Origin of the sequence: Paenibacillus faecis (genome assembly GCF_008084145.1) — a bacterium.
Classification (GTDB): Bacteria; Bacillota; Bacilli; order Paenibacillales; family Paenibacillaceae; genus Fontibacillus; species Fontibacillus faecis.
Genome location: NZ_VSDO01000002.1, coordinates 1,083,986 through 1,106,215, shown reverse-complemented (window position 1 = coordinate 1,106,215; position 22,230 = coordinate 1,083,986). Strand labels below are relative to the sequence as shown.

The 22,230-nt window shown below is 53.7% G+C and carries 16 protein-coding genes; all 16 read right to left on the bottom strand.

The window, feature by feature from the left end; translation table 11 throughout:
* Window positions 1-42: 42 nt before the first annotated feature.
* On the bottom strand, window positions 43-876 hold the full coding sequence (locus FRY98_RS12975) for a carbohydrate ABC transporter permease (protein ID WP_148452338.1): 834 nt from the start codon (window positions 874-876) through the stop codon (window positions 43-45).
* The gene (locus FRY98_RS12970; protein WP_148452336.1) at window positions 873-1,832 is read right to left on the bottom strand and encodes a carbohydrate ABC transporter permease; all 960 of its coding nucleotides are present in this window, start codon (window positions 1,830-1,832) and stop codon (window positions 873-875) included. Before FRY98_RS12970 ends, FRY98_RS12975 begins: the two co-directional genes overlap by 4 nt.
* Before the next feature lie 78 nt (window positions 1,833-1,910).
* Window positions 1,911-3,359 carry an ABC transporter substrate-binding protein gene (locus FRY98_RS12965; protein WP_249043398.1) on the bottom strand — a complete coding sequence of 483 codons (1,449 nt, stop codon included), beginning with the start codon at window positions 3,357-3,359 and terminating at the stop codon, window positions 1,911-1,913.
* Window positions 3,360-3,574: 215 nt separating this feature from the next.
* Window positions 3,575-3,955, bottom strand: coding sequence for a VOC family protein (locus FRY98_RS12960; protein WP_148452334.1), 381 nt, complete (start codon window positions 3,953-3,955; stop codon window positions 3,575-3,577).
* A 44-nt stretch (window positions 3,956-3,999) separates the two neighbouring features.
* Window positions 4,000-4,548: a TetR/AcrR family transcriptional regulator gene (locus FRY98_RS12955; RefSeq protein WP_412066985.1), complete on the bottom strand. Its 549-nt coding sequence runs from the start codon at window positions 4,546-4,548 to the stop codon at window positions 4,000-4,002.
* Between the two features lie 779 nt (window positions 4,549-5,327).
* Window positions 5,328-7,145, bottom strand: a complete 1,818-nt coding sequence (locus FRY98_RS12950) for an ABC transporter substrate-binding protein (protein WP_148452332.1) — start codon at window positions 7,143-7,145, stop codon at window positions 5,328-5,330.
* Between the two features lie 124 nt (window positions 7,146-7,269).
* Window positions 7,270-8,691: a glycoside hydrolase family protein gene (locus FRY98_RS12945; RefSeq protein WP_148452330.1), complete on the bottom strand. Its 1,422-nt coding sequence runs from the start codon at window positions 8,689-8,691 to the stop codon at window positions 7,270-7,272.
* 17 nt (window positions 8,692-8,708) lie between these two features.
* Entirely contained in the window at window positions 8,709-10,430 is a 1,722-nt protein-coding gene (locus FRY98_RS12940; protein ID WP_148452328.1) for an extracellular solute-binding protein, read from the bottom strand.
* A gap of 50 nt (window positions 10,431-10,480) precedes the next feature.
* Window positions 10,481-11,368 (bottom strand): carbohydrate ABC transporter permease, encoded by an 888-nt coding sequence (locus FRY98_RS12935; RefSeq protein ID WP_148452326.1) that lies wholly within the window; start codon window positions 11,366-11,368, stop codon window positions 10,481-10,483.
* A 28-nt stretch (window positions 11,369-11,396) separates the two neighbouring features.
* The gene (locus FRY98_RS12930; RefSeq protein ID WP_148452324.1) at window positions 11,397-12,362 is read right to left on the bottom strand and encodes an ABC transporter permease; all 966 of its coding nucleotides are present in this window, start codon (window positions 12,360-12,362) and stop codon (window positions 11,397-11,399) included.
* Window positions 12,363-12,443: 81 nt separating this feature from the next.
* Window positions 12,444-14,087 carry a response regulator transcription factor gene (locus FRY98_RS12925; protein WP_170287081.1) on the bottom strand — a complete coding sequence of 548 codons (1,644 nt, stop codon included), beginning with the start codon at window positions 14,085-14,087 and terminating at the stop codon, window positions 12,444-12,446.
* A complete protein-coding gene (locus FRY98_RS12920) occupies window positions 14,084-15,820 on the bottom strand; it encodes a sensor histidine kinase (RefSeq protein ID WP_148452320.1) in 1,737 nt (578 codons plus the stop codon). The genes FRY98_RS12925 and FRY98_RS12920 overlap by 4 nt, the downstream gene beginning before the upstream one ends.
* 173 nt (window positions 15,821-15,993) lie before the next feature.
* Complete coding sequence (locus FRY98_RS12915; protein WP_148452318.1) at window positions 15,994-16,962, bottom strand: LacI family DNA-binding transcriptional regulator; 969 nt, start codon at window positions 16,960-16,962, stop codon at window positions 15,994-15,996.
* Window positions 16,963-17,271: 309 nt separating this feature from the next.
* Window positions 17,272-17,838, bottom strand: coding sequence for a delta-aminolevulinic acid dehydratase (locus FRY98_RS12910; protein ID WP_148452316.1), 567 nt, complete (start codon window positions 17,836-17,838; stop codon window positions 17,272-17,274).
* 316 nt (window positions 17,839-18,154) lie between these two features.
* Window positions 18,155-18,796, bottom strand: a complete 642-nt coding sequence (locus FRY98_RS12905) for a FusB/FusC family EF-G-binding protein (protein ID WP_148452314.1) — start codon at window positions 18,794-18,796, stop codon at window positions 18,155-18,157.
* A 250-nt stretch (window positions 18,797-19,046) separates the two neighbouring features.
* A complete protein-coding gene (locus FRY98_RS12900) occupies window positions 19,047-22,184 on the bottom strand; it encodes a hybrid sensor histidine kinase/response regulator (RefSeq protein WP_249043397.1) in 3,138 nt (1,045 codons plus the stop codon).
* Window positions 22,185-22,230: the final 46 nt, after the last annotated feature.

Here is a 22,230-nt window from a genome sequence, read left to right as displayed (position 1 = left end):
GACTGCTTAATCATTATAAAGCGGTGAGGGGTCAACCTTCACTCATCCCTTGACGCCGCTCATCGCGATGCCCTCTACGAAATACCGCTGGCCGATGAGAAACACGATCAAGGAAGGCAGCACGATGATCGCGGTCGCCGCCATCATGAGATGCCACTGGGCCGAGTAAGTCCCCTGGAATAGGGTCAAACCGAGCATCAGGGTGTAATTTTTTTCCGAAGAAATGAACACCATGGGAGCCAGGTAATCGTTCCAGTTGGCCAGAAAGGTCAGCATCCCGATGACGATGAGCGACTGTTTGCTGATCGGCATAATGATGTTCCAGTAGATCCGGAAATGACCCGCACCGTCCATTTTTGCCGCCTCATCCATGTCGCGGGGAATCGTCAGGAAGAACTGCCTGAGCAGGAAGATGTTGAACACGCCGCCGCCGAACCAGGCCGGTGCGATGAGCGGAACCAGCGTATCGGTCAGATGCAGAAACTTCCATCCGAGAAAATGCGGAATCATCACGACAAAGAAAGGCAGCATAAGCCCGGTCAGAATAAAACCGAACACCTTGTCCCGCCCGGTCCATGAAATCCGCGAAAAACTGTAGGCGCACAGCGAACTGGACAGGACGACTCCCGCGATGGAGAGCACCGTGACGACCGTGCTGTTCCAGAAGTATCGGCCGAACGGATTGCTGGACAGCGCCTCCACAAAGTTATCGAGTTCGAACGACTTCGGGACAAACGCGGGCGGAATCTGAAACAGTCCGTCCATCCCCATGAACGCGGTCCGCAGCATCCAATAGAAGGGGAATACAAACAGCAGACCGCCCAGGGACAAAATCACGTATAACGCCAGACGTCTGGCAAACGCGCGCAGCTTCATTTTCCTCTCTCCTGCCCTTCATAATAAACGAGTGAATCCGAAAATTTGAACAGAACCGCCGTGCACAGCAGAATGATCAGGAACAGCAGGAACGCGGCCGCACTGGCCGTGCCGAATTTCGTAAACTGAAATCCTTCCTTGAACAGGTAGTAAACGATCAGATAGCTCGCGTTATTGGGGCCGCCCTGCGTCATCACCGCCGGCTGCACGAACGTCTGAAAGGCGTTGACGAACCCGATCACGGTATTGAAAAAAATAATCGACGAGCTCATCGGCAGCGTAATGTACCAAATTTTGTGCAGCGTATTTCCTCCGTCCACTTCGATCGCTTCGTACAAATGCGAGGGGATATTTTGCAGACCGGCGAGGAAGATGACCATCGTGTTCCCCGTCAGCCACAAGCTGAACAGGATCAGGGTCGGAATCACCGTCGAGTCCGAGGACAGCCAGGGGATTTTCGGGACTCCGAACAGGCCCAGCACATAGTTGACGACGCCGAAGTCGGGCTGAAGCATCCAGAGCCAAATCACTGAGGATGCGGCGAGCGGGATGATGACGGGTAAATAGAACAAGCCGCGGAAAAAAGCCCTCCCCTTGATCTTGCTGTTCAGCAGCAAGGCGAGCACGAACGAAAAGCCGATGCCGAGCGGAACGCTGACCATCACGTAGTAAAACGTGCTGACGACGGCGTCGTAAAAGAGCGGCTCTTTGCCCGTAAACAGCCTCGTAAAATTGTCGAGCCCGACGAACTTCGGGGTGCCGACCATACTGTACTCGGTAAACCCGAGAGCGAAGGTGATGACCAGGGGCCCGAGCACGAAGGCGAGGTAGCCAAGCAGCACGGGCGAAGCGAACAGCAGCCCGTATTTCAGCTCGGTTCGTTTGCGTTTTCGGATCCCTTCCGAGGGGGCAGGGGCGGGTGTGATCGTGTGTTGCGCATCAGCCAACGTTTTCATCGGTTTATCTCCTTCCGCCGAAGAACCGGCGCGCATATCGTGATATGGCGTGCAGCGCGCCGGTCCGGCTTGCTCCATCTACTTTTTATCGTATCGTCCCTGAATCTCCGGCTGAATCTTGGCGGCCGCCTCCTTCATCGCCTGTTCCGCACTCTGCTTGCCGAGCCATACCGGATCCAGGGCGGAGAAGGCCAGGGAGCTGACCTTGCCGAAGTTTTTTACATAGTAGACCGGCGAAGGGGTGCTGTTGTTCAGCAGATTGTTCATAAACGCGTCCTTGAAGCCCGCCGGGTGCGCCGGGTTGTTCTCCGCCCACTGGGCCACCAGCTCGGGATCGGTGTACCACTTTTTGAGCGTCGGCATCCAGAGCCCATCCCGATACAGATTCAGCGCCCCGGACGGGTCGGCGAGAAACTTGGTCAAAAGCCACGTTTCCTCCGGATGTTTGGTGGCTTTAAACATCGCGCTCACACCGCTGATGCCCATGGCCACGCTCCGCTTCATTTTCGGCAGAACGCCGACGTCATAGTTCACTTTCGCGGCACCGAGGTCCAGGTTGATCCATTGGCCGTGCATGCTCATCGCCACCAATCTGGACTGCAGGGCGACCGCCTGGGACGGGATCGACTTGGCCTGCACCGGATTCGGCGCGACGTGATGGACGTTGATCAGATCCGCCAACTTCTGGATCGCCTCCACCGCCTCCGGCTGGTCGAGCGCAAACTTAGTCCCGTCCGCGGAGACGAGATCGCCTTCGTTGTTGACGATATGCGCCATGACCGGTCCGTACCAGTTCTCGAACGAGACGCCGAACTGCTTGATGTTGTCCTTGTCGAAGCCCGGTTCGGACGCGTTCTTCCCGTTCTTGTCGATTGTCAGCTTTTTCGCGGCCTCCACGAACTCATCCCAGGTCCAGGCTTCCTCCGCCTTGGCCGGCGGCGTCTCTACTCCGGCCGCCTCGAACAGGTCCTTGTTGTAAAATAGCCCGAACGTTTCGCCGGCCGTGCTGATTCCCCAAGTGTAGTTCGGGTCGTCCCCGTTAAACCAGATATAGTCGAGGAAGTCTTCTTTCTTTAACTCCGGGTCCTTGGCGAACATGTCGTTGAAGTTGATGAACTTCCCTTCCTTCTGCCACGCTTCCCCAAGCTCGCCATGGACATAACCGGCATCCGGCGTTTCATTGGCCGCGACCATCGCCGTAATTTTGGCGTCATAATCGCTTTCGGGAATATGAACGGCATTGACGGTGATCCAGGGGTATTTCTCGGTGAACTTTTTCGTCGCCTCCTCCACCGCTTTCTTCTCCTGCGGGCTCCCCCAGAACGTGTATTTCAACGTGACCGGTTCCTTGTCATCCGCTCCCGAAACGGGTGCATCCTTTCCGCCGCCGCCGGACTCCTGCGCTCCGTTCGTCGCGGCCGGGGTCGTCCCGCTGCCGCCGTTTGCTCCGCCGCAGCCCGATAAAGCCACAGCGATGATCAGAAGCCATGAGCTTAATAGAAGAAACCAATTCCTCTTCATGACCATGTTTGTTCCTCCCTTTTGTTTTACCTGGATTCATTGTTCTTTTCGATTCGCTTAAGCTGGCTTCATTATAATGTAAACGCTTTATTTGAAAAATTGTAAAATTTTCAGATTGGTGGACATTTCTTAGATTCATGCTGGCCTTCGTTGACCGCTCGCAGCAAAAAACGGCAGTCGGGCTATAAGCCTGGCTGCCGTTTGCTGTTCTTAAAGCCAATTTAATTCAATCGGTGCACCATCTCGTATTTGTTTCCGCAAGGATCTTCGAAATAGACGGCGTAGTAGGTCGGACTGATCGGAAAAAGCTGCGGACCGGCATTGATCGTCCCGCCGCTCCGTGTAACCAACTCGGCGATCTGGTCCACTTCCTCACGACCGCTCGCCCAAAAGCCGATCAGATTCCCGTTCGGCTGATGCTCAGGGTCCTCGGTAATGGCAAAATAAGGTACGTCCGGAAGCACGCCCTCCCCGGCGAACACCTTCCAATCAGCACTATGATAAGTTTGCGTAAATCCCAACTCGGGCAGCAGGCTTTCGTAAAAATGGGAAGCCGCCTCCCAACTGGTGACCCGCAGGTCGATATGACTGTATTTGTTCATTTCGGAATCCTCTCCTTATTTCGTTGGTTATAGCAAACCATATGCTACGGCTTTAAACCCCTGACAAACAAATCCGTGCTGGACTCGATAAAAGCCGAAATAGAGAACCGGGACATCGACGGCCCCCCTAACAGCCTGGACATAAACGCTCCATAGTTCATCCACATAAAGTGAATAGCCTGGGCCTCCGCATCCGTTGGAATCATCTTCCCTTTATGCTGCATCTCCTGAAAATAATTCTTAAGGAGCTCTAGCAGCGTCAAAGGATGCTTCTGTGCGTTTTCGCGTATGTCCTTCAATTCCTCGTCCCTTAAAACAATCAGAAACAACTTGCGGTTTCGATCCATCATTTCATGATACATCCGGCCGATCATCACCAGGTCCGCTTTCAGGTCCCACTGAATGTTCTCTTCAAAAATTTTCGACATCTCGACGGAATAATGGTAACGGTCAATTGCGCTTTCCAGCAGCTTCATCTTGCTGCCGAAATTCCGGAACAGGGTCATCTCGCTAAGCCCGGCGGCTGCGGCGATTTCCTTCGTCGACACGCCCTTGTACCCTTTCTCGGCCATCAGCTCTATGGCCTGGGTCATTAATTTGTCTTTCGTTTTGTTAACAGATGATTTGGTTGGCAAAGTGGATCCTTCCTCCTTCCTCCTTCCTCCTTCCTCCTTCCTTTTGTTTGTTTGGTTGGTTTGTTGGATGTCGTATTTGTCTGCCATCAACGTTTGTTAGTACTCACTATCATTAAACTATATGATCTGTACCCAATTGTCAATATATTCTTCCACGATGTTCTGCCGCAATTGGCTGGCTTTAAAAATTCCTGCAAATCTGCAGGCTTTTTCCCGCGTTTCGGGCGAAAATTAAAAAAACCTGCAAATCTGCAGGTTTTTTCGGCAGGACGAGCCAAATCGGCGAATAGTCCCGGAAATTGTTGCAGATTTGCAGGAATTTGCTGTTCCCGACCGTTCAAATCAAAAAATTCCTGCAGATTTGCATCTTTTTCGTTCCAGTGCGCTTCTTATGTCAGCTCTCGGTTCAAGTCCGCCCTTTTTCACCCCGCCACCCTTACACCTGTTCGTGCTTTACGCCTGATCAGATCAAACCTTGCACCCTTTTCACGCTTTACAAACCTATCCGTACTTTACTCCTGTTCACACCGGTCTCCTGTCCGTCTTTCTTCCTGTTCATCTTTCCCCCACTTCGACTACCCCTGCCCGCGCTTTACTCCTGTTCACACCGCTCTCCTGTCCTTCTTTCCTCCTGCTCATCTTTCCCCCAGTTCATACTAAACCTGCCTGCTCTACACCCGCCCGCTTTACTCCTGTTCACGCCTTACCCCTGCCTACACTTTACTCCTGTCCGCGCCTTACGCCTGCTCGTTCTGCACCTGTTCGTGCCTATACCAAAGCTCCCGGAAGTCCGCCCAGCCCCGCGAAGTGAACGCCACGCCTTCCAGCGAGGAATCGTACGTAATATCGATGATTTTATGTACGAGGAACAGCATGGCCCCTTCATCCGCAAAGTACTGCTCCATCTCCTTGTACTCACGGAAACGCGCCGCCGGGTCCTCTTCGTTTTTGAGGCGGTTGACGTAGTCCTCCAGCCTGTGCCTGTGCTCGGGATCAAGGAACGGATAGATGAACCCCCATTCGAACAAAAACAGGTCAAACAGCGAAATCACGCCTTCGTGCGGTGTCGCTTCAAAAAGAAGCATATCGGTTCGCCGGAGGATTTCCGGATTCGGGACGTCGGCCCAATCCAAAATTTGCAGCTGAATCCGCACCCCATAGCGGAGTAAGGTCTCGCGAATGCATACGGCATCCGGCTCATGCCGTTGATAAGTCGTAAGCACCAGCGTTTCCCCCAGGTATCCCGCGTCCCGCAGCTCTTGTCCCCAATCTGCCGCGGACGACAAGGTACTCGCGTTCACATTCCGCGCCCTGCCCGCCGTCTCGCTAAAAGGAAAGCCGCAGGCGATCTCATGCCGGATTCCCCCCAACGCCAACAGTGCCTCGCGGTCGATCATCCGGTCGAGAACCCGGCGAAACGACTTGTTCTGAAGCGGGCCTTTCTTGCGCATGTTCAGCGTCAGCACATTCGTTCCGGAATACCGGGCTTCCGACTGGCCCAACCGGGTGGGAAACGGAGGCAGCTGCCCTTCCCCCAAATTCATAAACAACTGCCCCGATCCGTCCAAACTCTCCTTGAAATATTCCGAGACCCGGACCACCTCGATCCGGTCCAAATGGGGCCGGTAACCGTAGTAAGCATCGAAGGCGGACAGAATACAGTGGTCCGGTGTTATTTTTTCGAGGACAAAGGGTCCCGTTCCCACCGAAAATCTCACAAAGCCATCGGAAATCCCGGATGTATCCACCACCGACGCGGGAGTGAAAGCGACAAAATGCAGAAACAAGGCATTGGGGCGTTTCAGCCGAAACAGCAGAGCATGCCTCGACTTCACTTCCATCACGTCAATGTCGTCCACCACCCAGCGGTGCGGAGAATCGAACAATCTGGCGAAGGATTGCTTCACCGCTTCGGCCGTTAGAGGCCGGCCATTGTGGAAAACGACGCCTTTTCGCAAATGAAAAAGCCATTCGGTATACGATCCATTGGTTTCCCAGGCATGCGCCAAAGCACCCGAGAAGGCTTCGCGCTCCGCGTCGTATTTCACCAAAGTATCGAACGCTTGCATAATCAGATGCGCATCCGAGTCAAAGATCACCCGAGTGGGATCCAGCGTCGTGATCGTCCGGTAAATCGGGATAACGAGCGCGTCTTGGGCTTCCTGATGGGGGGCTTGAAGTTTTTTGTAGCCGAAAAAAGAGTTCACCCAGCCTACCAGAAAACGATCGGCTTCCGTCCCTTCACCAAATTCCTTCACCAGCTCAAGAGCTTCGCCGATCGCCTGTTCCTTCAGAAGCGCCTCGGTTTTCAACAGCAGAAATGAATCGAATTCCCGGTAAAAAATCAGCTTCGACGTATTCCCGCGCCCCCTCCCCGGTCTGAAATCCAGCAATCCGTCTTCGACCAGCTTGTTCACAATAAGCTTGACGTTGCGGGGCGTACAAACAAAAATTCCGGCCAGTTCCTGGGAGGACACCGGAATCTCTTGATGATTGGGGCAGTGGCGATAGACCTGCCTTAATTTGAGAAAATAATAGTCGTTGGTTGAGAGCATCGAAAAAACCACCTCTATCCGATATTGTACCGGATCGGGTAGAAAAAGTCGCCAAGACAGCCTTCAGAGGAACGCAGAAAACCGGACGTAAATACCTACGCCCGGTCCCTTCCCTCAGTCTGCGCTATTCCATGATGTCCAGCTCCGTGAAGACCGCTTCCCCGTGCTCGACGAAGAGCCCCAGCCCTCCGGGTTGGTAATCGTAAGCTCGGGCGGCCAACGCCGTATCGTTGACATAAAGGACCACAATATTTCCGCTTGTGATTACCTTAATTTCCGCCTCATGCTCACCCGCTAACGGAACATACCTTTCTTCGACAAACTGCTGATCCCCATCAAACTTGTTGGAGCGGTCAAAAATCACCCTGTTCCTTGAAGGCTCCAGCCGAACCTGGCACCATTTCTCAAGCCGCTCTCCCTCGGTATGCAGCATGAGCCCGCAAGCGAGGGTCTCCGGTGTCCAGCTTAGCTTCGCTCTAACCAGACAAGCTTCGGTCATTCTTGCCACTTCAACCCAGCCGAAACCGAAAGGTTCACGGCCGCGTATCCCGTTTTCAACCGTCCAAGTCCCGCGGCGGGCCACGGTTGCTTGAGGCAGCGCTTTACGGTACGAATCCTCCAAAGCTTGTACCGGCTTTACGCCGAGTGTGCCGTCCGGACGCTGTACCAATTCGTGCACCAGAGTGCTTCCTCCCCACTGGTACGGCTTCCTATCGTCCATACCGGTGCGGAAGGCCTGCCAGCCGACCAGATAGCGTTTTTTTCCGTCCGAGACCGTTTTCGCGGCGTAAAAGCCCCGGCCGTCAAACATATCATCGACCGCCGGCGTGATCCACGGCCCCTTCGGACTTTGAGCCATCCGATAACGCGTCTCCCACCAGCGCGTATAATTGGAGAAGACCATGTACCACCAATCGCCCATCCTGAATATATCGTGGCATTCATGCGTAGCAAAGCTTCCCGGAGCATAGATCGCCGTTCCGGCACGCCAGTTCGCCAAATCGGAAGATTTCATAATATGGGTGCACCCGCCGCGGTTGTGATCCGCGTCCTTCTCGGTCGCCGTCACGGCCATCCAATATTCCTGCTCCTGATCGTTCCAGAACACTTGGGGATCTCTCCAATGCAACCCGCCGTAATGCTCCGTGTCAGGCGCCACGTGAAACGAGGCGTCCTTCTCCCAATGGATGAGATCGGTGCTGATGGCCCGCATCAGCACTTGTTCATGCTTGCCCGGCGTGTCCCGGTAGCTCTCGTTGAATCCCGTATAGTAAAAATGAAAAACTCCTTCGCGTTCCACGACGCTCCCCGTGCCGATATGCCAATCCTGATCCTCCGGACTTCCGCAAGGGATCGCCATCCGCGGCTCTCCGTAATGAACGAAATCGGTCGTGAGCACTTCATAAACGCAGTACTTGTGCAAATAGTACAAGTGAAAGATTCCCTGATGGTAGAACGGCATAAAGTCGCCGCATGTATCCGGCCCCGGCATATTCTCGCGCTCGGCCTCGTGCAAATAAAATCGGTGTCTGCTTCCCTGTTTCATCGATAGCTGGCCTCCTCCTATTTGGCTTCAAAAGTAGCGTTGTACCATTCATTCACTTCCTTGGTAATCTGGTCACCGCCTAGCTTCTTCCAATTTTCTACGAACGCATCGAAGTCGGAGACCGGAGCGCTGCCGGTGATGATCTTGATGAACGTCTCCTCCTGCAACTTGTCCAGCGTGGCGCCCTTCTGGCCCATCGTCGCCGTCGGCAAGCCGAACCAGGCCGACCGTTCGAGCAATTGGTTGTCGCGGTAATAGCCGATCACCTTCCAGGAGCTATCGGGACCGAGGAATTTATAGTAGTTCCAGCCCAGCGGATCGGCTCCCTTATCCATCCCGTTGTCCATATAATTTTTGATCGTGTTGTAGTAACGGATCGCTTCCGGATGGATGTTTTCCACCTTCTCCTTGCCCTGCAGCACGTCGTTGATTTGCTTGAAGTATTTATTCGGTTTATCCTCGGACGGATCGAGTCCGCCGAAGGCGTAAGCGGCGAAATTAATCCCGCTTTTCGGATCCACGCCAAACGTATTCAGCGTTTCCATGGTCGTTTTCGGATTGTTGATTTTGTCCTGGAACAGGTTGATGATTTTCAAGAGCGCTTCCGGATGCTTCACATCGGCACGTACGGCAAAATAACGCTCCATCGTCACGGTCGTAACGGGCTTGGCCGGCTGGCCGTCGGCCGAAACGATCGGTACGCAAATCCAATCGGCCTGCGGATTGTTCACGATGGCGTCCTTGGCGCTCATCCACGGCAATCCTTCCCGTCCATAGAACAGGCCGACCTTCCCGGCCGCGATATCTTCGCCGACCTTCTTCCAATCTTTGACGCCGAACTCCACGTCAATCAGATCCTCCGCAAACAGCTCCCTCAGCTTCGCCAGAGCCTCTTTCATCCCCGGCTTGATAGCCCCGTAGGAAATCACCCCGTCTTCGCCCCGAATCCAAGCCTTGCCGTAAGCATGATAGGCGGCGAAGAAGCCTTCAAAGCTGCCGGTCGAACTGACCAGATCCTTCTGAAAACCGATGCCGAACGTGTCTTTGATCCCGTTGCCGTCAGGGTCTTCATTACGGAACGCTTTGGCGATCTTTACGACATCATCCAACGTTTTGGGAACCGGGAGATTCAGCTTTTCGAGCCAGTCCTGGCGAATCCAGATCATGTCTGCCGTGGCGTCAAAGCCGCCCGTCTGCGGAATCCCGTAAAGCTTGCCGTCCACGTAAGCGGTCTTCATCTGATTTCCGCCGTCCGCGTTTAAGGTGGCCTTTAACGTGTCCGAAGCGTATTTGTCAAAATACGGCGTCAAGTCGGCCAGTTTGCCCGCCTTGGCAAGTGTAAAGTAATCCTTTGCCGGAAGCGTCATCAGCTCGGGCAGATCGTCGGAGGCCACCGCCATCGTCACCTTTTGCTGGAAGCCTTCGCCGGCTACCGCCCATTGATAATTGATTTTGATGCCCAGTTCGTTCTCGTAGGCCCGGGTCCAAACATTGTTGTTCAGATCGTCGCCGGGAAGGTATCTCTCATCCCCGTACAGATTCTTCATCGCGGACAGCTCGATGGCCGGCTCGTACTTCACCAATGGACCGTCGTTTGCCGGCGTTGAAACGGCCCCGGTATCGGGCTGCTCCGGCTGGCCCGACTTTGTCGCGCCTCCGCATGCCGACATGGCGGCCATCGTCAGAACGAGCATGGCAATCAGTGACCCTCTCAGCGCTCTCGTTTTCCGTTTTTTCAAATTTCTCTCCCCCTTGATCAAATGTGGTTATGACACGAAATACTGGCTTTCTAGCCCTTCACGCTCCCCAAAAGCATCCCCTTGACGAAAAATCTCTGCAAGAACGGGTAGACCAGCAAAATCGGCAGCGTGCAGGCCAGAATCATCGCCGATCGCAGCGACCTGCCGGTGATTTCCAAAAGCTGCGGATTGTTCGCGAGCGCCGTCGACGAAAGCTGCGACAGATCCAGGTTCAGGACCATCGTTTGCAAAAAGGTCATCAGCGGATAACGGTCCGGCATGTTCATGAAAATCAGCCCGTCGAACCAGCTGTTCCAATGGCGGACGAGGATGAAGAGCGTGATCGTTGCCAATGAAGGCAGACTGAGCGGCAAATAGACCCTTACCATCGTAACCAGCCACCCGGCTCCGTCGATCAGAGCCGCCTCCTCCAACTCGCCGGGAATCGTCCGGAAGAAATTCAGCATCAGCAGGACATTGAACATCGCCACCGCTTCCGGCAAAATCAGCGCCCAAACGGAATTGACCAGATGAAGCTCGTTGACCACGAGGTACGTGGGAATCAGGCCTCCGTTGAACACCATGGTCACCATGAAAAACCAAACATAGAACCCTCTAAGGCGAAACACCCTTTTGGACTTGGACAGAGGGTAGGCGACCAGAATCGTCAGCACAAGTTCCATGGCCCAGCCCAGGAAGGTTCGTTCCACTGTAATCCACAGCGATTTGAAAAATTGCGGATTTGCAAAAATGTATTGAAACGAGCTGGTATTAAAGCCTTTTGGCCAAAGTCCGACCTGATTGGCCTCGACCACCGAGCGAGAGCTGAACGAGACCGCGATCAAATTCAGAATCGGCAGCAGACAGATAAAGGCCATAAACGACAAGAGCAGAGCGTTAAAAACCACAAATGCTTTTCTGGATGCGGAATTTTCCATAGCCGTAACCCCCCTTTCGTATAAGCGGCTAGAAAACCTTGTATCCTGCCCATTTGTTGGCCAGCTTATAGCCGATCACGATCAACACGAAGGACACGACCGATTTGAAAAAGCCGACGGCGGTGGCAGGGCCGAACTGCACGTCCACGATCCCGATGCGGTACACGAGTGTGTCGATTATATCTCCCGTGCTGTAGACCTGCGGACTGTACAAGTTATATACCTGGTCAAAGCCGGCCTGCAGCACATTACCGATACCGAGCACCATCAGCAGCAGCATGACCGGCGCCAGGGCGGGCAGCGTGACGTGCAGGGTTTGTTTCCATCTGCCCGCCCCGTCGATAATAGCGGCCTCGTATTGCGTCGGGTCGATCGTGGTGATCGACGCGAGGTAAATGATCGTCCCCCAGCCGAATTCTTTCCATACGTCGGTGAAGACGAGCGTGTACGGAAAGGTGGCCGGATCCCCGAGAAAAAAGATCGGCTTCATCCCCAGCCCGGTCAGCAGATTGTTGATGATGCCCGACGACGGAGACAAAATATCGATGAGCACGCCGGCCAGCGCCACCCACGACAGAAAATGCGGCAAATACAGCATCGTCTGTACCGACTGCTTGAACCACCGGTTACGGACTTCATTAAGCAGCAGGGCGAACACGACCGGCACGATCAGATTGCCGACGATTTTCATCACGGCGATAAACAAGGTGTTCCACAGCACGTTGAAAAATCCGGGCAAATTGAAAACGTATTCAAAATTATCCCAGCCTACCCACCTCTGGTCGGAAAGACCGAAAACCGGTTGGTAATCCATAAAGGCGATGGATAAACCCGCGATGGGAACATAACGGAAAATGAGGGTCAGGATGACCGCCGGCAAAAGCATGACATGGAACGGAAGCTCTGCCAGAAACCATTTTCTCTTCGGTTTGCCGGATACTGCGATTCTAATCTCCCCCTTTTTAAAGCGCTTACTTTGCGATCGCAATTTCATTATCCGGCTTTTCGCGTTCCATTCCCATGCTAATCTTTGGACTTTTATCTCTATCCCTTTACCTGTTTTGGCGCTCCCCCTTTAAGCGTGGCGATTCCTGTATTCCTGCGGCGTAAGGCCTTCTAGTATTTTGAAGTTCCGGATAAAATAGTTGGTATTGTCATATCCGCATTTTTGGGAAATCTCGTAAATTTTCATTTTCGTGTGGGTCAGCAGCGACCGGGCCAGATCGATCCTGCAGCGGGTGATATAATCGTGAACCCCAATTCCCACCTCTCGCTTGAACATCCGCGAAAGATAACTGGGGTTGAAGCCTGTCGCCCGCCCGAGCGCGTTCAAGGAGAGATCCGCCGCCAAATGCTGGTTGATATATTCTTTGATCCGGCTTATGGTCGTCTCCGCATTGGCCCGACGCTCCGTGTCCGCCGCTTCGCACAGCGCGCGGCCCAGCTTGTTCAGATACGCGGCCCGCTCCACCCAGCTCTGCATTTGCGTGGGCGTGTACAGCAGCGTCAAATCGATGTCCTCCGGCAACGCCGAGTACAGCCGGGTTTCGTTCAAATGGCCGAGCAGCGTTTTGCCGGCCGCAAGATAAAGTTCCATCGTATGCAGCGGATAGGCGTTGCGAATCCGGGACAGCACCCGGCACACCTCGTCCAGTAGGTTTCGGAACGATTCCAGATTGCCGCTTTGCAGATGAGTCCGGAGCAATTCCACACGCGGCAGCAAACGTAAGACAACGGCGCACTCTTCGTCCTCCGAAGTGAACGACTCTCCCGGATATCGGTCTCCTTCCGTAGCGATTCCTTCCTGGCTGCACAGATCAAAAAGCGCCAGCGTCCTTTGAAGCGACCGGTAAACGCGGCCGATTTCCATCCAGCTTCCTGCTTCTTTCGCCAGTACAAAAGATAGTTTGCATCCCGTACGTTCCGCCAGAATCCCCTGAATGTCCTCCAGGAGCGGCATCGGTACGGTAGGCGGGCCAAGTTCACTGTCCCGGCCGACCAGAAACCAGAGAATATCTTCCCGATGGCTTGTGCTGAGAATTTGCAGAGGAGAAGGCTGCAATTGGGCCTTAAGGATCTGCTCCACAGTCAATTGAACGAGCCCTTTCCTCGTGAAGGACATTTGCTCGGAGCAGTTTCGCCCGAGGAGAACCAGCACGGGGTGATCCGGCATGAAGGAATCCCCCAACTCGTTCATCGTAAGGGACATCGCGTCCGCGTCGGGCGAAGATTCGGCTAGCAGCGCCGACAGCAGATGATCCCTGAACACCGGGAGCATGGTGGCAAGGCGAGCTTGGGCCTCAACATACTGGTTTTCCAGTCCTTGCTCGTACGCGATCCGGTCCAGGGCCGCCGCCACCGCCGCGATCACTTTGTCGTCTCCCTCGGTTTTCAGAATATAGTCGTAAGCGTCTTGCTTGATCGCCTTGTAGGCGTACTCGAAATAATCGTAGCCGGTCAGAAAAATAATTTTGACGGCGGGGTGAATTTCGCGCATCCGTCCCGCCAATTCGAGCCCGGATATACCCGGGATATGAATGTCAAGCAGAACCACATCCGGGCGAAAAGCCGTAAATAGAAGAAGTGCGTCTTTCGAAGAATAAGCGGCCTCCACCGCCAGCCCGAGCTCCTTCCGTTCGCGAAACATCATCCGTAATCCGTCGGCAATGGTGGGCTCATCGTCCACGATCAGCAGTTTTTGACCCGAATGGTTCATCATTCCCCCTCGCTTTCTCCGTGCGGTATAGTAATCTCGACGCATAGTCCGCCAAGCGGTGATTGCGATATGCTCAGTCCGGCACGTTCGTCGAAATAAATTTGCATTCGTTTATGAATATTCCTTAACGCCGTGGTCTGTCCAACCTTACTTCCCTGCTCGATCAGGGCTCGGATAGGCTCTAACGCGCTCCTGTCGAGGTCTCCGCTATTTTCGACGCGGATGACCAACTCCTCCCCATTCTCCCGGAAGGAGACGCTTAAGATGCCGGCCGTGTCCGTAGGCACTTTTTCAAACACGTACTGAAAGGCGTTTTCCAGCAAGGGCTGGAGAATCAGGCGGGGAACCGGCGTGTGGGTCCACCGGACAGGCAGTTCGGCAAATTCGATGCTCACGCGATTTTTGAAGCGAAAACTTTGAATGGACGCGTAGTTCCGCGCGTGTGCCACCTCTTCCGCAAGCGTTTTTTCATCCTCGCCGTCCCGGGTAATATACTCGTAAAATTTGCCGAGATGCTCGCAGAATACGACGCTGTTTTCGTAATCTCTCATTTTGATCATGCGATATAGAAGATAATAGCTGTTATACATGAAATGAGGATTGATCTGCGCCTGCAGGTGCTTCAACTGGGCATGGCTGATCAGAAGCTGCTGCTTTAAATCTTTTTCAATCAAGAAGTCGATCTGGCCGACCATTTCATTGAAGCTGTCGTACAGCTCGGCAAAATACGTCTGTTCGTGGTGGATTATCCTGTACTTGAAATTACCGGATCGCACTTGCTCGAAGGCATCCTCCAGCAGAAGCTTCAGGGGGTGGTAGACGCGGCGGTAGGAGTCGAGAAAGCCGGACAGTACGATGAGCGCGATGAGCGCGATAAATAACAGCAAAAGCGTAAGTCCGATTCCGATCAGAACCTGATTCGAGTTATCGACATACAGCCATAGAAGCCGGGTTCCGAGAACTTCGGACTCGCTCCGGATCACGTCGAATTTCTTGTCGGCGAGTTTCACGTGCTGCCCGGAAATCGCCTCATCGATAGGCAAGGTGTAGCCCTCGTGCCCGCTGGCCACGATAAACTGCCGCTCGCCGCCGGTGAGCACGATCATGTCCTCGTCGGTCAGCAGCGCGTTCTTTAACTGTTCTTCGATCGCCCGCTTGTCCAGTTCCACGATCAGGACGCAATCCAGAGACGGGTTGTCCTGCGCGTTAGTAACCGCTTCCAAAACGATTAAGCGATTATGGTAGGTCATCAGCGTAGAAGCGTTTGGAAACAAAACCTGCTCCATCTCCATCCAGGCCTTGGGTTCCATATCGTTAATTTCCTCGCTGCCGATCACTTTGCCGATGGATTTAAAGTAAACGCCCGCGTCCGATACCAAGCGGCTGCTGTTTTTCAGCGATTTCATTTGATCCATCATCGAATGAATCATTTGATAGCGCAGGAAGTAAGGGCTGGATGAATAGAGATAGCGCAAATTATCGACACTTTCGTCCATCAAGACTCCGTACTGAATGCGTTTGATCGTTTCGATTTCGCTTTCGATATCGCGATGAACGAATTTTAGCCGCTCGACCTGTTTGTTATAGATGATCTCCGAATAATACCGCTGACTGCGCAAAAACAAGGCGACGCCGAAAAGAATGGCGATGATCAGGATGGAAGCGATCACCAAAAGAAAACGTTTATAAAGCATGTTGAAAACGAGATTGTTTTTTTTGTGCGGTTTGCGGTTCATAGAAGACAACCCCTTCCTTGATGTCGCTAGGCTTCCCGCGTTCGTCGTCGCCAAGAGCCGATGCTATTTGAGACATTTGGGGTGAGAACCGGCGCTCGAACGCCAATAAGGAAGCGCTGTCATAAAAAAGTGAAACGTTTCCACTTTTTCGTGAAACAACCGGCCGGAATGCTTCAGGTTGTTTCGCCCCGCCTGAAAATAACGGGCAGCCGATAGGTTTCCCGCGGCAGACCCTCTCCGTTCATTTTCCGAAAGAGCAGTTGAACGGCCGTTCGCGCCATAGCTTCCACAGGTTGACGAATCGTGGACAACACCGGATGGAAATAGGTATGGCTCTGAATTCCGTCATAGCCGATAACCTTGACATCCTCCGGCACCTTTAATCCCAGCTTCACCGCCCGGTCGATATATTTGGCGGCAAACATATCATTAATGGCGAACACGCCGTCGGCTTCCGGATGAATCCGGAAAAATTCATCGAAGTAAGCCTCTTCGTCCATGATGGGATCCGGTCGCTCAAAGACGGAACCATCCACGCCAAGCCGCTGCGCTTCATGGACAAAACCCGCCTTGCGGTTCATCGTTTCGCTGGACATGGCCGCCACCGCTCCGATGAAGACGGGTCTTTGGACACCTGCCTTAACGAGTTCCTGCAAAGCGATCCGCCCTCCTTCGAAATTGTCCGAGGTCACACAGGTAATTTTCCGGTCGAAGCGCCGGTCGATGCTGACCATCGGAATTTCCGGACCGACATTCTTCTCAATATCGTTATAAGTAATTCCCACAATCCCCGCCACCTTGTTCTGCCGGAGCATATCCAGGTAGTACAGCTCCTTCTCCGGTTTGCCCCCGCTGTTGCAGAGCATCAGCTTGAAACCGCTTTGATCAAGCTCATCCTCGATATAGTAAGCTAATTCCGAAAAAAACGGATGCCAGATACTGGGCAGCAGCAGCGCAACCATCTTGGACTTCTGCATTTTAAAATTCCGGGCTACTTCATTGGGCACATAGTTCATCCGCCGGATGACCTCTTCCACCTTCCGGCGCGTTTCCAATTTGACCGGTCCCGAGTTGTTGATCACCCGGGAGACCGTTCCTACAGCCACACCGGCTATTTGCGCGATATCCTTGATACTCGTCATAGAACTCCCCCGTTGTTAACTTTCTCTGAACATCAGCATAACATTGGAATGGAAACGTTTCAATAAATAGAATCGCCGGATTAAAAGCTATGGCAGTAGCGGCACTCCGGCTCTCGTTTTATAGCTTTTCGGTTTAGCCCGCTATCCTCTGACAGCCGTGGGAGGTAATAACGGTACTATTATCCCCTTAGAGCCAAATCAAACAGAAATAGCGGCCCAAAAGACCGCTATTTCTGTGAGTGACTCATTTTTTCCTACTACGATGGCTGATGGGGTACTAGATTCCTGCCCTAAGTCGAAGTCAGGCTTTTACACCAACGCCTCGTTTTCATAAATTCGATACATCGTCATGTTTTCTTCATCCATGGACCTGGCGAGTCGGTAAGCCTCTTTCATAGATTTCTGGTTTTGGCACATCTCGTAAAAAAGACGCAGCAAAAACATCAGCGCCGCATTGCCCTCCGGGTAATCGTCCGGTCCGATGTAAATCCGGCAGCCGGCGTCCAGAAAAGCCCGGGACAAAGCCGGGTCCCCCAGCGTGCATCCGTTGCCGATCACGGTTTTACCTTCCAGCTTGGCATAGCGCCGAATCTCGTCCGGACCAAAATCCCCTTTCGGTTCCCCGTCTTCATAAACGTCTTCGCCCAGTTCGGGCATAATCATTTTGCCTTCGTCTCCGTGAAAATGGAGCACGATCAAATCCGTATCCGGATAAATGTCCTCTCCGTTCAACACGGAAATCAGGTCATTAGGCCGGCCGATCCAATACGTAAAAACTCTTGCGCCAAATAATTCCAAAGCGGCACGCATGGCCTGCAATTCCATATCGTTATCGGGGCCGCATACCAAAGCCACATTCATTAAGGGTTTGCTCATCTTCTTCATCCTCCACATGCTGGATTTGTTCGCATCAAATCGGAAATCAACAAATCGATGCATGGAGGTGCCCGGGCCCTGTATCCAATCTCAGCAAGGCGTTAATGTTTGAACTTCATGGGTATATCCTCCTGTATCGTCACGAAATGAAATCCTCCATCCCTGTTGAAAACGGTTTACGTTAAAAATACCCGGAACTGGAGTCTACGATGATATTTTACCTAATTACTCCCAGTGGGACAACCGGTCTCTTATTTGGGAAAACAGCGTGATTTTAATAAACAAATAGACTGCCCGAAGGCAGCCTAGTTGCTTATTATTTGCTCACCGAGAGAATGAATTTCTCCAGGGAGCCGGGATCTGTAATACTTCGGTTGCACCCTTGGTTATCCATGCACACATATTGACCTACGGCGGATATGTTATCCGGTGAAGTGTGGGGCGTTCGAACCGAGAAGTGAGCAAGCTCATGCTCACGGTTGCAGAACAGGCAATACCCCTTCTTGTTCGTCGGTGTAATTCGCCCCTCCACCCCGATGAACCGATCTTCGAACGGATATACGATGAATAACCGGTTCGTGGCGATATCCACCCAACTCAGATAGGTGACATACCGGAAGTCGATGGAGTTTAAATCCGGAACTTTCAGCTTCTTATTTTTAGGGAACAACTTCTGAATCTGTTTCGGCGTAATGGGCGGATATGGCTCCAGATAAGGTTCCAACTCGTTAAGATATCGCTGGAATTCGAACGCCGTCTCGAAGGTAGAGATCTGTTCAAGCATCTTCTTCTGTTCCTCGGACAGATAGAGGAATGCTTCCACAATATTCTCCGCGGCCCGATACCTTACCGTTTCCAGAACACGCCGATCCGCAACCGTCCGCAACGTATTCTGAAGAAATTCCGCTTGTTTCTTAATCACATTAAATTGATGGTTTCTAATAAATGGTGTACTCATAGCTTTCAGCCCCTTATTTTGTATAAAAAATCTCAATAAGGTGCAAAGCCTGTTATTAGAAACGATAAAATGAAGAGTTTGGGCGATCGAATCCATCCTATCGCACCTCACGCAAAGTATCGCCCTAGATCAGGCTTTGCATGAGGACTTCCTAGCCAATGAGCAATCCTGCATTGCCATCTCCACAACCCCCATTCCTATTTCATGCGCAAAAGTATAGCACCAAATGCCAGGTTCTGCAATTCATCTATTACTTAGCCTCTAAACCGTATCGGGGCAGTAACGTGCCGCTGGTCGCTTGCTTCGGGACGATAAAAGAAACGACCGTGCCCTGCCCGGGAGCCCCCTGGATTTGCAAGCCTTTCCCGAACAGCTGTTTCAAGCGGCGGTCGGTGTTGGCCAGGCCGACGCCCGATTTTCTGCCAGGGGTCTCCCTTGGGTACAGAACCCCGCGCAGGAGCTCGGGGTCGAATCCGACGCCGTTGTCCTCGACGGAGATCTCCGCATAGTCTCCAAAGTCGCAAACCCGGATCCGGACGGTGCCTCCCCGGTTGCGTCGAAGCAGACCATGCCGGACCGCATTCTCCACCAGGGGCTGGATAGACAGCGGCGGCACCTGCAGCGGGAGACCGTCGTCCACCTCCCACTCCACCTGAACGCGGTCTCCGAAGCGTTCTTTCTCGATGTAAAGATAAGCCCGCACCAGCTCCAGTTCCTTGTCCAGCGGGACGAACCGCTCCAGGTTCGCGAAGTCAAAGCTGGCCCGCAAATAATCGCCGAAAGCCAGCAGCAGGTTGCGCATGCGGTCGGGGTCGACTTCGACGAGCGCGGCGACGGAATTCAGCGTATTGAACAGAAAATGCGGCTGAATTTGCGCCTGGAGCCATGCCGCCTCCATCCGCGACTGCTCGCGGGCGGTCCGGGCGACGTCCGTGAGCGCCTTTACCCGTGCTCGCAGTTCGTGGACATCGACAGGCTTGACGATATAATCGTTCGCTCCAGCACGGAAGCCCGCTTCGATATCCTCCGTCCGGTGCCGGGCCGTGAGCAGTAGAATCGGCAGCTCCGAATGGGAGAACATGGAGCGGACGGTCCGTGAGACCTCATACCCGGACATCCCGGGCATCATCACGTCCGCGATGAGCAAATCCCAGGCTCCCGCATTCAGAAGAGACAGCGCTTCGAGGCCGCTCGTCGCCGTTACGATCTCGTATCGATCCCGGGCGAGCGCGTTCGTTAAGACGCGCAGATTCACCGGATCGTCGTCGACGGCAAGAATGCGCGGCACGTCCCTGTGGGCGGGAGTTTCCGGCGGGGAAGCGGCGGCGGCCGTCTCGGCGCGGTTAAGAGCTGCATCCGCTTCGTTCGGCTTTCCTGCCGAAATAGCCTCCGGCGCGGCTTCGAGTTCGTCGGGCTTCGCCACGGGTAAAGTAAACCTGAAGACCGAGCCGCTGTTCGGAACGGAGGTGACCGTCAGCTCGCCGCCGTGTAGTTCGACCAGCCGCTTGGTGATCGAAAGACCCAGCCCGAAGCCCGACGCGTTCGTCTCCGTCTGTTCCCTACCCTGTTCATAGGGCAGAAATATCCGGCTCATTGTCGCTTCGTCCATTCCGATGCCGGTGTCCGAAATGCGGATTACCGCCATGTCTCCTTCAATCCCCGCATCGATGACGATGCGCCCTTCATTCGTGAACTTGACCGCATTATGCAGGAGATTGAACAGGATTTGCAGCAGCCGGTTCTCGTCCGCCAGCACCGGCGGCAGCGAATCGGGAATCCGGTTTTCCAGCTTGATCGGCTTCCCTTCGGTCAAGAACCTGACCATATCCAGCACGCCGGATGCCTCCGCCTGGAGACGGAGCGGACCGGGTTGCAGCAGGACCCGGTTCTCCCGAAGCCGGGTCAGGTCGACCAGGTCATTCAGCAAAAAGGACATCCGCTTGCCTACGGAAACCAGCAGCTTTAACCGGTCACGGTTAGCCTCGTCGTCGGATTTTCCGGCGCTGTCCAGTACGGTCTGGGCCATGTTCAGAATACCGTGAAGCGGATTCCTCAGTTCATGCGACGTCTGAACCAGGAACTCATCCTTCAGTCTGTCGGCTTCCTTCAAACGCTCCGCCAGTGTGGCGGTTTCGGCGGCGCTGCGGAAATACTGCTTAAACCAGTACAAAGCAAAGGCCACAAACAAGGCCAGCATATCGAAAGGATAATAGCCGATATCGAGAAAAAACGTGTAATTCAACAGTCCCCAGATGAGATTCGATGCCATAGCCACCACGCCGAGCAACAAATAGATTGCATCCGGAACCCCTTTCCTTACCGCCAAATAGAGAAAGACCGGAGCACTGCCGAACGAAACCAGCATCAGCAGCGTATGTAACCCGTCAGCGTAAGTGATCAGCCTGGCCGGCAGCGCCAAAACACCCAAACCGAATACCGCGCAGGCGACCAAGTGCCAACGGGAGTAGCGAAGGATCGGAATTTCCGGCAGCAAGCCTTTTAAAAAATGCAGCAGCAGCCCGGCCACGCCAACGTATGATAAATAGAACACTTTAGAAGCCGTTTCATAACCGACCCCAAACCAGGCGGACAAAATTTGATCCTGATCCACGGAGACAGCGGCCGCACCGCAAGCCGCCAGCAAAGAAAAGATCAGCAGCGGCTTGTGTCGGGCACCTATGAAATAGAGCACGAAGGCATACCCCGCATGCATGACCATCAGCAGAACCATCGCCGCTTGCGAGCCGGCGGAGTACCAATATGCCCGCTCCATGGCGCTCGCCGTTCCGAGCTTGACGGGTTCGGTCAACCCGCCCATGACGCGGTTATCGTAATTGGCGACGTGTAGGACCAAGTCCAGGACATCGCGGTCGGCGGTGATTGTGACGGAATAGGGCATACTACCCGCCCGGTAGGACGAAGCTTGCTCCGCCGGCTGACCGGAGCGGCCCTCTAAGCGCCCGTTCACATATAAAGCCGAAGAGGTCGAAATCCGCGGTATGCGAACGGTCAACTTGGGCAATTCCTCCGTTCTTTGCGGCAAAATAACCCGCAGGCGATACGTCCCATAGCCGAAGGTCGAACGCTGCTGCGGGGAAAAATACCGCTGCCAGCTTTCGGGGACCGCCATCTTCATGGTGGAGCCGGCCTCGGGCACAAACGCCCCATCGGGACCCGGGGTCGCCAACTGCGAAGGATAGAACTCCCATTGTCCATCAAGGGAAAGAATCGGTTTGGACGAAGGGAGCCAATCGCTTAAATCCACGCGCCCATCCTCCGCTTCGATCCGCATCGAGGTCGTTTGTATATTGATCCATACGAGGCGAATCCCCGTCAGCACAAGAAAGAACAAGCCGACGATCGCCGCAATTTTTCTTCTTTTCATCATAGTCACAAAGATTCGACAAAAAACAACAATTTTCCTTTTCCCTGTC